The following is an 11,939-nucleotide window of genomic DNA, read 5'->3' on the forward strand; positions in this document are numbered from 1 at the left end:
CACCTGTGATTTCAGTGAACGATTTTAAAACCGGCCTTACGATTGAAGTAGAAACCGATATTTTTACTGTAATTGAGTTCCAGCATGTTAAACCGGGCAAAGGCGCCGCATTCGTTCGCACCAAGCTTAAAAACCTCCGCAACGGCAACATCGTGGAAAGAACGTTCCGTGCTGGCGAAACGCTTGGACGCGCTCATGTCGAAAACCGCGAAGTGCAATACCTGTACAACAGCGGCAACGAATACACCTTTATGGATAACGAAACGTACGACCAGTTCAACCTGGACAAGGATCAGCTGGAATGGGAAATCAATTTCCTGAAGGAAAATATGAACGTTCATATCGCCAGCTACAAAGGCGAGATTATCGGCATCACGATGCCAAACAGCGTTGAGCTGAAAGTAACGGAAACCGAGCCTGGCGTTAAAGGCAACACGGCCCAAGGCGCGACCAAAAACGCAACGGTGGAAACCGGCTTTACGGTTCAGGTTCCGCTGTTCATCAACGAAGGCGACGTGCTGCTGATCGATACCCGCGAAGGCCGCTATATCTCCCGCGCGTAGGCTGATCAATTGCACTGCCGTTCCTGTCTGGAACGCCGCTGCATTTTAATACAAAGCCGTCCGGTGTTCCGGACGGCTGTTTGATTTTGCCCCAGCCTGGGGCATTAAGAAAATCATCTACTCTGCAATGCGGGAATGTGCTATAATCTGTACTTGATTGTATTTGCATAGGATGGTGAGTGAAACCTTGTTGATCGTAATGAAGTTCGGCGGCAGTTCGGTCGGCACGACGGAACGCATGCAGCGGGTAGCACAACGAATCGTGGAAAACAGGGATGCGGGCCATAAGGTTGTCGTGGTCGTATCGGCGATGGGGGATACGACGGATGATCTGATTGAACAGTCCAAGCAGCTCAATCCGAATCCGCCAGCTAGAGAGATGGACATGCTGCTGACGACAGGCGAGCAGATTTCGGTCGCGCTGCTGTCGATGACCATACATGCACTAGGACGCAAAGCCGTTTCCATGACGGGCTGGCAGGCGGGCATCCTCACCGAAGCGCTGCACGGCAAGGCCAGAATTACCGATATTCAGCCATCGCGCATTCATGCAGCGCTGGATGACGCAGGCATCGTCATCGTTGCCGGTTTCCAGGGAATGACGGATGAAGGCGAGATTACGACGCTTGGACGCGGCGGCTCCGATACAACGGCCGTTGCGCTTGCCGCAGCGATTGAGGCGGATGTATGCGAGATTTTTACCGATGTCGACGGAGTGTATTCCACTGATCCGCGCGTCGTGAAAAACGCCCGCAAGCTGCCTGAAATCTCGTATGACGAAATGCTTGAGCTGGCTCATCTCGGAGCGGCTGTGCTTCATCCGCGCGCAGTAGAATACGCGAAGCATAACAACGTGAAGCTGGTCGTTCGTTCCAGCTTCACGTACAACGAGGGAACGACGGTCAAGGAGGAAGCAGTGATGGAACAAGGAATCGTAGTACGCGGCATAGCATTTGACAAGGACGTAACGCGTATCAGCATTATAGGCGTTGAGGACGTTCCCGGCGTATTGGCAGGCGTGTTCGGCGCGCTGGCTGACGGCGGAATCGACGTTGACATGATCGTTCAAAGCGGCGTGCAGGACGGCAAAGCGGATTTCAGCTTCACTGTGGCAGGCGGCGATGCTGAAGGCGCGGTGTCGATCATCGCGGGTATTCGTTCTACCGTTCCTTATCGTGAAACGTCTTCCGAGACCGGTCTGGTGAAGGTGTCGATCGTCGGCGCCGGAATGGTGAGCAATCCGGGCGTTGCGGCCCGTATGTTCCGCGCTATTTCCGATCTGGGCGTTAGCATTAAGATGGTCAGCACCTCAGAGATCAAAACCTCCTGTGTAATCGCGGCCGAGCCGCTCCAGGAAGTCGTTCGTGCTTTGCATACGACTTACGGTTTGGATACGGCGGAGCAAGTATTTGTCGGCGGCCCTTCGGAGCGCCGTTAATCGTCTGCCCGTTGCAGAGCTTCGGTTCTGCTTGAGTACAATTGGTCTAATTCCACAACAAAGCGTTTCCGGCCTGTTTATGCCGGAGGCGCTTTTTTTTGTTCCCATAGTGTCATAAAGTGACGCCGAACAAGCCCATAAATTCAGACAAGCTCGCATAGGATGAGAGAAAGAAGCTGCGGAAGAGGTGGTTTGAATGATGAACAAGGTTGTTGTGGCAATGAGCACGCTGCGAATCGTTTCCGGCTCTATCGAAATTATGGCGGCACTGTTAATGCTCCGCCTGAATCAGGTGGACAAGGCGTTAGTCGTCAACTCCTCGCTAGCGTTTGTCGGCCCTATCATACTCCTTTCTACAACGGCAATCGGGCTGGCAGGCCTTTCGTTTAAGCTGTCGCCTTCCAAGCTGCTGTGGCTAACAGCCGGCATTGCCTGTCTATTAATCGGTGTTTTTAAAAAATAGAGTGGTGCGCTAGATTCGAGGTCATAATGCGGACAAGAAGGCATACATTTAAACATACAGGATGAGCCAAGCCTATTTTTGAATGTAAAAGAGGACAAACACCGGGAAGGTGAATGCGATGCTTAAGCCTATTTCCCATCTGCTGCCCGCTGAGCTGAAGGAACGTCTGGAGCGGCTGCCCGATACCGTGCTGAATGCGCTGGAGGAGGTCAGAATCCGTGAGAACCGGCCTCTCGAGCTTGTCAGCGGCGGCAGATCTGGGTTTCTCAGCCTCCATGGCGCATGGACGGATAACCCGGATCAGTCGTATCGGCCGGATGCAGAGCTTTGCCGCAGAATGCTCGGCAAACTGACCGGCCACTCGCTTTATGCCGTAGAGGAAGAGTTAAAGAAAGGCTACATCACTGTGACAGGCGGGCATCGGATCGGACTAGCCGGGCGAACGGTTCTGGAGGGCGGAGAGGTAAAAGCGATTCGGGATATAGGAGGTTTTAATCTCCGAATCGCGAGGGAATCTGTCGGAGCTGCGGAAGGCATCGTCGCCGGTCTCGGAGACGATCGGCGCAAAAGCATCCACTCCACACTGCTGATCGGCCCGCCTCGCTCCGGCAAAACGACTCTGCTGCGCGATCTGGTGCGAATCGTCAGTTACGGAAGCTGGAGAGGCCCGGGACAGACGGACTGGCCGGGCAGGCGGGTAGCTGTTGTGGACGAGCGCTCCGAAATCGCCGCATCGGTGAAGGGCATTCCGTCCTTTGACATCGGGCCGCGTACCGATGTAATGGACGCTTGCCCCAAAGCGGAGGGGCTGATGATGATGCTTCGCTCCATGTCGCCGGAAGTTATTGCAGCTGATGAAATCGGACGGGCGGAGGATGCTGCGGCATTAAGGGAAGCGGCGCATTCCGGCGTGGCGGTGCTTGCGACCGCACATGCCTCCAGCCTGGACGAGGCTAAAGGCAGGCCGATCCTGAGGGAGCTGCTGGCCGAAGGAGCGTTCACCCGCTGTGTTGTGCTGGGAAGGGAGCGAACCGGGTTTCGGACACGGATTATCCAGCTCGGGGATACCGCTCCAGGTTTTGCGGCGAGCAGCATGGCGGTAAACCCCATCCCTGAGGCTAAGCGGCGCGCGGCTCCTACGGCGCGTGAACCGACAGCTGCCGGCAAAAGGGGGGCTGCCCCGTGATTAAAGCGATCGGTGCCGTGCTGGTGCTGGTTGCCGGCACGCTGATCGGATTTATACAGGCAGCCCGCTTTGCCAAGCGCCCGCAGCAGCTGCGCGAGCTGGCCGGAGGACTGCAGCGGCTCGAAACGGAAATCGGCTACGGCTACACGCCGCTGCCGGAGGCGCTCAAGCGAATCGCCGCTCCGATGGCTGAGCCGCTGGCGTCCATGCTCAGGGCTCCGGCGGAGCGGATAGAGGACGGGAGCTCGGCCGATTTTCAAGCCGGATGGGAAGAAGCGATCTCCTCGTACGGCCCGCTGACGGCGCTCAAGCAGCCAGAGCTGACTGCGCTGCGGCGGCTAGGCTCCATCCTTGGCATGAGCGACCGTGAGGATCAGCTGAAACATCTGAAGCTGGCGCAGCAGCAGCTGCTCGTTGAAGAGAGCGGCGCCAGAGACGATCAGGCGCGCTACGAAAAGCTTTCCCGGGGCCTTGGCATTCTTATCGCCGCGCTGGTCGTCATTTTGATCGTTTAGGGGTGCCGATGACATGACAATGGATATAAGCATTATTTTCCAGATTGCCGGCATCGGCATTATCATAGCGATGATCCACACGGTGCTGAAGCAGATGGGCAAAGAGGATATGGCGCATTGGGTGACGCTGATCGGATTCGTCGTTGTGCTGTTCATGGTCGTGCGGATGCTGAACGACCTGTTTCAGGAGATCAAAACGATCTTCCTGTTTGAGTAGCTGGCGGCGGGGCGGGAGAAGCATATGGAAATGGTTCAAATTGCCGGGATCGGCCTTTTAGCTGCAATTCTAGTGCTAGTACTGAAGGAGCAGAAGCCAATCTTCGCCTTTCTGCTCGCCATGTTCGCGGGAATATTCATTTTCCTGCTTATGGTCGGCAAAATTGAGGCGGTAATTGGCACGATGGAGCAGCTGGCAGAGCGCTCAGGCATCCCTTCGGTCTATCTGAAGACGATTCTGAAAATGATCGGCATCGCCTACATCGCGGAATTCGCCGCTCAGATTATACGGGATGCGGGAGCGGACGGCGTCGCGGCCAAGGTGGAGTTTGCCGGAAAGGTACTGATCCTTGTGCTGGCGGTGCCGATTATCAATGTTATTGTCGAAACGGTAGTCGGCCTGCTGCCGGCCGGGGGGTGAAGGGATGCGCTGGAGCTGGACGAGGCTGCTTCCGCTGATGGTGCTGCTAGCGGCAGTGTTCCTGGCGGCGGCGCCGGGAATAGCTGCTGCGGAAGCGCCAAGCGACGCAGCAACTGCCGCTCCAGGCGATTCCAACGGACAGGCGGCAGGGATGACGGAGGAGCTGGCGAGAGAGCAGGCTCGCGCTTATGGAACGGACGCGGTGGAGTCTTACTGGAACGACCTCATGAAGCAGTATGGAGGTTATTTTCCACAGGGAGCGATGCCGAGCTTCATCGAAATGATTACGCCGGGCGGAGAAGGAATGAAGCCGGCCGTTATCATGAAAGGTTTGCTCAACATGGTCGCACACGAGGTGCTCTATAACGCCAAGCTGCTCGTCTCCATCGTCCTGCTGGCCGTGTTCAGCTCCATCCTGCAGACGCTGCAATCCGCTTTTGAACGGCAGGCGGTCAGCACGGTCGCCTATGCCGTCGCATACATGGTGCTCATCGTCCTTGCCGTCAACAGCTTTCATGTCGCGATCGGATATGCCAGAGAGGCGATCGAAACGATGATTCAATTCATGATGGCCATGGTTCCGCTGTTAATGACGCTGATTGCCAGCACAGGGAGTCTCGTCACGGTATCGCTGCTGCATCCCGTCATCGTATTCATGGTTCATCTAGTCGGCACGCTGATCTACACGGTGGTGTTCCCGCTGCTGTTCTTCTCCGCCGTCCTGCATATTGCCAGCGCGATTTCGGACCGGTTCAAGGTCACCCAACTGGCTAACATGCTGCGCACGATCGGAGCCGGATTGCTCGGTGTCATGCTGACCGTTTTCCTCGGAGTCGTTTCCATTCAAGGAGCGACCGGCTCCATGACGGACGGAGTTACGCTGCGGACAGCCAAATTTATCAGCGGCAGCTTTGTGCCGGTCGTCGGCAAAACGTTCTCGGATGCGGCGGATACGGTCATCTCCGCTTCAATGTTGGCCAAAAACGCGGTCGGGCTTGCCGGTGTCATCATTTTGCTCTTCCTGAGCGCCTTGCCGGCCATAAAAATTCTTGTGCTGGCAGCCATCTACAATGTATGCGGAGCGGTGCTGCAGCCGCTTGGCTCAAGTCCAATCACGGTCTGCCTGAGCACAATCGGCAAAACGATGCTCTACGTCTTCGGCGCTTTAGCGGCGGTCAGCCTGATGTTTTTTCTGGCCGTGACCATCATCCTTACTGCTGGCAATGCAGCGATTATGATGAGGTGACATCCGGTTGATTTGAAAGGAGGCGGCGGTTGTGCTGGACTGGCTGAGCAGCTGGCTGCGGGATGTGGTCGCGGTCATTTTGCTGGCCGCCCTGGTGGAGCTGCTCCTCCCGAATGAAAGGATGCAGAGATATGCCAGGCTTGTGACGGGACTGATTATTCTGCTGGTCATCCTGACGCCGCTCCTGCGGCTGGTGCAGGGGGATTTTCAGCGGAACCTTGAAGCTGGATATTCCGAATGGAGCCGCCAGCTGGAAAATTCTCAAGCGAAAATGCCGTCGCTGGACGAAATTTTGCGGAAAGCCGAGGTTGCGGCAGGCAGCTCGCAGGAACAAACCGTAGCGCTTGCCCGAACACAGCTTGAGGCAGGAATCGCCGCAGCGGTGGAGCAGGAAACCGGTGCCGGGGTGAGCGGAGTTGACGCAGCGGTCGTCTGGGACGGCAAGGGAGGCGGCGTCATCTCCTCGGTAGTCGTAACGCTCGCAGCCGAAAACGGAAGCGGCAAGGCGGATTCCGAAGAGGCCGGAATGAATTCAACAGCAATTGAAGAGGTCAGTCCGGTGGACATCGGAGTGCAGGCGGAACAGACAGCCCAAAAGCAGCAGGAACCAGATGCGGCGCCGGAACAGGAGGCGCTGCCGGCAATGGGGGCGGTAATTGATCCCGCAGCGGAAGAAACGGGCGTTCCGCCCGAGCTGGAGCGCAGAATTCGGGCTTTGGTCAGCAGCGGTTGGCAGATTGGAGCCGCAGGCGTCCAGGTCCGGCAGGAGCCGTCCCGAAACGGCTAGGGAAAGGGGGAGGCTTTTTTGGCCAAATGGTGGGAAAAGCTGGAGCAGGCGGCCAAAGGCGCGCCCGGCGGTCCCGGCCGGATCAAATCGCTGCGCTGGCTGCTTGTGCTTGGCGGCATCGGGGCGGCGCTCATTATCGCGGGCAATGTGCTCAACTTTCGTGAAGTAGGGACATTGCCCGGAGGAGAAGCCCAGCTGCCGTCCGGAGAGGAACAAAGCGTGCTGGGAGGCAAAATCCAAAGCGCGGGAACGGATTTTACGAGCATTGAGACACCTTTGGAAAACCGCTTGAAGGAAATTTTGGAGGAAATAGTCGGGGTCGGTGCCGTAAGCGTGCTTGTCACGGTGGACTCGACCGAGGAAATGATTTGGGGAAGAAACGAGAACAACTCGCAGCAGACGACGAATGAAACGGATAAATCCGGGGGCAAACGCCATGTGACACAGATGACAAACAGCGGGGAAATTGTCATGTATGAAATATCCGGAGAGCAGAAGCCGGTCGTCACCAAAATCATCAAGCCGAAAATCCGGGGGGTTCTTGTCGTTGCAAAAGGGGCGGAAAACGCTACGGTGCGGCGGATTATAGCGGAAGCGGTGGAACGCGGCATGGACGTTCCGTTGTCGGCGATCTCAATCGTACCCCGCAAAACAGGCTGAAGCTGGCGGTTGAAAGCCAGGCCGGTATAAGAGCGAATAAAACGAATTTACCAATTCAAGGAGGGTTAACAATTATGAATTCCAAACGTCAAACAATTTGGCTTGTGTCGATGCTCAGTCTGATGGTGGTGCTGTCCGCGTATTACCTGCTGACGGATAGCCCGGGCTCAAAAGGGATTACAGATGCTCAGACGCAGGCAGGCGCGCAAGAGGTCGTAGAAGGCATCGACGTCGATCAAGTGACCGGCGGCGAAGCTGTGAACGAAGAAGCTGCTGCAGAAGCTGCTGAAACGGACGGAGCATCGGCAGCTGGCGGACAGGATTCAAAGGACGGAGCGCAGCAAGGTACCGAAGGGTCTGGCACGCAGGACAGCGGAACACAGGCAGAAGAGAAAAATGCGGATAAGGAAACCTCTGCGGAAACCGGCTTGTCCCCTGAAGATCAGGCTGTGCTCGAGCAATTTGAAACAGGCGGAGCTGCAAGCCAGTTCCAGGACATGGGAACCCGCTCCCAGGAGCGCGTCAATGCGGAGTACGAGAAGCTGATGAGCGAAATTTCCTCGGCTAGCGCAGAAGAATCCACCAAAGCAATTGCTGAGCTGGACAGCTTCGAACTGCGTCAAGGCAAACTGACCGACCTGCGCGATCAGCTTGAGAAAGACTTCAAAAACGTCGTTATCGACGAAAATGGCGAGTCGGTCAAAGTGGTCGTTCAAAGCCAGAAGCTGGAGCGCAGCCAAGCGGCCGCAATCATCACCAAAGTAAGCACTTCGCTGAACATTAGCGCAGGCGATGTGCTTGTCCAGTACCTGCCTTAACAGAGTAAGGAATGAAAACAAGAGCTTCCCGGATCATTCCGGGAGGCTCTTGTTCATGTTGCAGGAAATGCGGATTTATCGGCATAAACAGCCGGTTTAAACACAGTCGCGACATCTCTTTCAACGCTAGTCTGGCATTGACACTCGTCCTGAAGAAGGGCTTGTGCTATAATACACTACGTCTGGCCGCTTGGAGCTGGTGGCTCAGGCTAGCAGCGCGGCTGGAGCGGCATGAATGCTGCTATCTATGCTGCAACCGTCGAAGGAGTGAATCGGATGTTTAAACTTAACGAAATTAAAGCGCTGATTGAGTTGATTGACCAGACTTCCGTATCGGAACTTGAAATTGAGAATGAAGGAACCCGCCTGCTTATCCGTAAGCCTGGCAAAACGGAAGCCGTTGTTTATCAGAACGCGCCTGCTGTCCATACATATACGCCTGCGCCAGAGCCAGCTGCAGCAGCCCCAGCGGCTGCAGCTTCCGCGCCTGCCGCAGCAGCCCCCAAGGCGCCTCAGGAAAACTTGCATTCCATTGTATCGCCGATGGTCGGAACTTTTTACTCCGCCTCTTCTCCGGACAACCCTCCATATGTGACGCCGGGCAGCAAAGTGACCGAAAAAAGCGTCGTCTGCATTTTGGAAGCGATGAAGCTGATGAATGAACTGGAAGCGGAAGTGCGCGGCGAAATCGTCGAGGTGCTTGTGCAAAACGGCCAACTGGTCGAATACGGCCAGCCGTTGTTCCTGGTTCGTCCGGAATAACTTCGCAGGGAGGAGACAAGCATCTTGAAATTCCAAAAAATCCTGATTGCCAACCGCGGCGAAATTGCCGTGCGCATTATCCGCGCCTGCCGGGAACTCGGCATCGCAACGGTGGCCGTTTATTCCGAGGCTGACCGCGAATCGCTGCATGTGCGTCTGGCGGACGAAGCCTATTGCATCGGTCCGACGTTGTCGAAGGACAGCTATCTGAACCTGACGAACATTATGAGCGTCGCCACGCTGACGGAATGCGACGCCATTCATCCCGGTTACGGCTTCCTGGCCGAAAATGCCGACTTCGCCGAGATTTGCGAATCATGCAATATTTCATTTATCGGCCCGTCCCCTTCTGCGATTACCCGGATGGGCGACAAGGCGATGGCCAAACAAACGATGAAAGACGCCCGCGTGCCGGTCATTCCCGGCTCGGACGGCATCATTGAAGATCTTGATGAAGCAATCCGCATTGCGCGTGAGATCGGTTATCCCGTCATTATTAAAGCGACGGCCGGCGGCGGCGGCAAAGGCATCCGTATCGCCGAAACGGAAGAGGCGCTTGTTCAGCAAATTACGACGGCACAGCAGGAAGCTCAGAAGGCGTTTGGCAACGCCGGCGTATATTTGGAGAAATACCTCACCGGCATGAAACATGTCGAGATCCAGATCATGGCCGACCGGCACGGGAACGCCGTGCATCTGTTCGAGCGCGACTGCTCCGTGCAGCGCCGCCGCCAGAAGCTGGTCGAGGAAGCTCCATGTCCGGTATTGAGCGAGGAAATGCGGGAACGGATGGGACAAGCGGCTGTGCGCGCCGCGCTTGCCGTTGAATACTGCGGCGCCGGCACGCTGGAGTTCCTGCTTGGACAGGACGGGCAGTTCTATTTCATGGAGATGAATACCCGTATTCAGGTTGAACATCCTGTGACTGAGATGATTACCGGCATCGATCTGATCAAAGAGATGATTTCCGTTACGGAAGGCAATCCGCTTTCGTTCAAACAGGAGGATCTCCAGATTAACGGAGTTTCTATTGAATGCCGGATCAATGCGGAGGATTCCGACCGCAATTTCATGCCCTCTCCAGGCAAAATCGGCTTTTACTTGCCGCCAGGCGGCATTGGCGTGCGTGTGGACAGCTCGGCATACCCGGGTTATACTATTTCGCCGCATTATGATTCCATGATCGCCAAGCTCATCGTGTGGGCGCCGACCCGGACCGAGGCGGTAGCCCGGATGAAACGTGCGCTTTCCGAATTTGCGGTGGATGGGATCAAAACGACGATTCCGTTCCACCTGAAGCTGCTTGAGCATCCGGTGTTCCTCGGCGGCAGCTTCGACATTAAATTCCTGGAAGAACATGATGTGAACAAGCCTTACGGCGACGAAGCCGTCAACGCTTGAATCCGTTTGTCATAAAACCCATGGAATGTTATAGTATAGGAATATGAAAACGGATGAGCCCCCGGCATTAGGGCCGGGGAACCTATCAAGCGGAGGTGCGCTTAAGGGATGAGCATCATAGCGGTAGACTACGAGAAAACAGACATCGGCACCATCCAGATTGCGCCGGAAGTAATCGAGGTTATCGCGGGACTCGCGACAGTCGAAGTTGAAGGCGTAGCTGGAATGAGCGGCGGTCTGGGAGGCGGCATCGCGGAGCTTCTAGGGCGCAAAAATTTGTCCAAAGGCGTGAAGGTTGAGGTCGGGCACCGCGAAGCGGCTGTCGACGTGTCCATCATTGTGGAATACGGCAATCCGATTCCTGAGATCGCAGCGGAAATTCAGCGCAGCGTTAAGAAGTCCATTGAAATGATGACGGGCTTGATCGTAGTCGAAGTGAACGTACATATCCATGACGTTTACTTCAAGTCAGGGGAGCGTCCTGAAGAGGAAGATGCTGCCCACCGGGTTAAATAGATTGAATCCATCACCCCCTTGTGATTGGGCTGCCGCTCGGCGCAAGGGGGTTTATTCCGCTTTATAGAGGAGGTCTATCTCGTTTGAGCCGAATTGTGGACAGGCTGCTTTTGTTTTTATACAGCATTGTGATTGGCATTGTTGCCGTTATCGCAATTGTTTTCAGTGCGGGAGGCATCAGAGAAGCGGTGACGGAATCATTCGTTAATGAATGGTACAAGCTTGGCAGCATCGTTAATATCTCCATGCTGGCAGGAGCTGCTGTCATTTTGCTTATTACGTTGAGAATGCTCTACGTTTCCTTGCGGACAAAGGGTGTTTCATCGTCCTCCATCGACCAACGCAACGACTTTGGCGATATTCGGATTTCCATGGATACGGTGGAAAGCCTTGTTCTTAAAGCAGCCGGACGCCAGCGCGGTGTTAAGGATATGAAGACGCGAATCACTACAGCAGAGGCTGGTCTTGATATCGCAGTTCGCGCCGTTGTCGACGGAGAGTCGTCCATTCCTCAGCTGACGGAAGAAATTCAGCGTGCGGTTAAGGATCATGTGGAGGAAATTACGGGAATTCCGGTAGCGGCCGTATCTGTATTTGTAGCCAATGTCATTCCTTCTCCTTCCTTCAAGAGCCGTGTAGAATAGGAGGCGGACAGCGATGTGGAGAGAGTGGTTGGAAGGTTACGGCGGCAGAATAGCCGGAGTCGGAACCGCTTTGTTTTTGGCGCTTGTGTTTCTGATCTCAGGCTTCTGGGATATGCTGTTTGTCGCTCTGCTGCTGTGGATCGGCTATGCGGCTGGCGTCCGCAAAGATACCGGCGGAGAGCCGCTAGTGTCCTGGAGACGGCTTGCAGCATGGCTGGAAGAGAGATTTCAAAGGTTTCGCTGATCCTGTGGTCTCCTCCGTACTTCGGACACGTTTGCCGCGCTGGAGCGCGGCTGTTCGGA

16 protein-coding genes are annotated in these 11,939 nt (G+C 55.6%); all 16 read left to right on the top strand.

All coding sequences use genetic code 11. The features are described 5' to 3' along the window. Positions 1-5: 5 nt before the first annotated feature. Positions 6-563: an elongation factor P gene (efp, locus tag M3223_RS07925; RefSeq protein WP_251560732.1), complete on the top strand. Its 558-nt coding sequence runs from the start codon at positions 6-8 to the stop codon at positions 561-563. A 172-nt stretch (positions 564-735) separates the two neighbouring features. Further along, positions 736-2,001: an aspartate kinase gene (locus M3223_RS07930; protein ID WP_435367997.1), complete on the top strand. Its 1,266-nt coding sequence runs from the start codon at positions 736-738 to the stop codon at positions 1,999-2,001. A gap of 196 nt (positions 2,002-2,197) precedes the next feature. Beyond that, positions 2,198-2,464 (top strand): YqhV family protein, encoded by a 267-nt coding sequence (locus tag M3223_RS07935; RefSeq protein WP_251560733.1) that lies wholly within the window; start codon positions 2,198-2,200, stop codon positions 2,462-2,464. A gap of 118 nt (positions 2,465-2,582) precedes the next feature. Further along, a complete protein-coding gene (gene spoIIIAA, locus M3223_RS07940; RefSeq protein WP_251560734.1) occupies positions 2,583-3,650 on the top strand; it encodes a stage III sporulation protein AA in 1,068 nt (355 codons plus the stop codon). Continuing rightward, entirely contained in the window at positions 3,647-4,165 is a 519-nt protein-coding gene (gene spoIIIAB / locus M3223_RS07945) for a stage III sporulation protein SpoIIIAB (protein ID WP_251560735.1), read from the top strand. The genes spoIIIAA and spoIIIAB overlap by 4 nt, the downstream gene beginning before the upstream one ends. Before the next feature lie 13 nt (positions 4,166-4,178). Next, complete coding sequence (spoIIIAC, locus tag M3223_RS07950) at positions 4,179-4,382, top strand: stage III sporulation protein AC (RefSeq protein ID WP_251560736.1); 204 nt, start codon at positions 4,179-4,181, stop codon at positions 4,380-4,382. Between the two features lie 24 nt (positions 4,383-4,406). Next, positions 4,407-4,802: a stage III sporulation protein AD gene (gene spoIIIAD, locus M3223_RS07955; protein ID WP_251560737.1), complete on the top strand. Its 396-nt coding sequence runs from the start codon at positions 4,407-4,409 to the stop codon at positions 4,800-4,802. Positions 4,803-4,806: 4 nt separating this feature from the next. Then, complete coding sequence (gene spoIIIAE / locus M3223_RS07960) at positions 4,807-6,048, top strand: stage III sporulation protein AE (protein WP_251560738.1); 1,242 nt, start codon at positions 4,807-4,809, stop codon at positions 6,046-6,048. Positions 6,049-6,079: 31 nt separating this feature from the next. Continuing rightward, on the top strand, positions 6,080-6,835 hold the full coding sequence (gene spoIIIAF / locus M3223_RS07965; RefSeq protein ID WP_251560739.1) for a stage III sporulation protein AF: 756 nt from the start codon (positions 6,080-6,082) through the stop codon (positions 6,833-6,835). A gap of 18 nt (positions 6,836-6,853) precedes the next feature. After that, positions 6,854-7,495 carry a stage III sporulation protein AG gene (spoIIIAG, locus tag M3223_RS07970; protein ID WP_251560740.1) on the top strand — a complete coding sequence of 214 codons (642 nt, stop codon included), beginning with the start codon at positions 6,854-6,856 and terminating at the stop codon, positions 7,493-7,495. A 74-nt stretch (positions 7,496-7,569) separates the two neighbouring features. Then, positions 7,570-8,313, top strand: coding sequence for a SpoIIIAH-like family protein (locus M3223_RS07975; RefSeq protein WP_251560741.1), 744 nt, complete (start codon positions 7,570-7,572; stop codon positions 8,311-8,313). Between the two features lie 276 nt (positions 8,314-8,589). Next, positions 8,590-9,075, top strand: coding sequence for an acetyl-CoA carboxylase biotin carboxyl carrier protein (gene accB, locus M3223_RS07980; RefSeq protein ID WP_251560742.1), 486 nt, complete (start codon positions 8,590-8,592; stop codon positions 9,073-9,075). 24 nt (positions 9,076-9,099) lie between these two features. Then, positions 9,100-10,476, top strand: a complete 1,377-nt coding sequence (gene accC / locus M3223_RS07985) for an acetyl-CoA carboxylase biotin carboxylase subunit (protein ID WP_251560743.1) — start codon at positions 9,100-9,102, stop codon at positions 10,474-10,476. 108 nt (positions 10,477-10,584) lie between these two features. Then, the gene (locus M3223_RS07990) at positions 10,585-10,992 is read left to right on the top strand and encodes an Asp23/Gls24 family envelope stress response protein (protein ID WP_251560744.1); all 408 of its coding nucleotides are present in this window, start codon (positions 10,585-10,587) and stop codon (positions 10,990-10,992) included. A gap of 83 nt (positions 10,993-11,075) precedes the next feature. After that, on the top strand, positions 11,076-11,636 hold the full coding sequence (gene amaP / locus M3223_RS07995) for an alkaline shock response membrane anchor protein AmaP (RefSeq protein WP_251560745.1): 561 nt from the start codon (positions 11,076-11,078) through the stop codon (positions 11,634-11,636). A 13-nt stretch (positions 11,637-11,649) separates the two neighbouring features. After that, positions 11,650-11,880, top strand: a complete 231-nt coding sequence (locus tag M3223_RS08000) for a DUF2273 domain-containing protein (protein WP_251560746.1) — start codon at positions 11,650-11,652, stop codon at positions 11,878-11,880. Positions 11,881-11,939 lie beyond the last annotated feature (59 nt).

Origin of the sequence: Paenibacillus pasadenensis (genome assembly GCF_023715725.1) — a bacterium.
Taxonomy (GTDB): Bacteria; Bacillota; Bacilli; order Paenibacillales; family Paenibacillaceae; genus Paenibacillus_O; species Paenibacillus_O pasadenensis_A.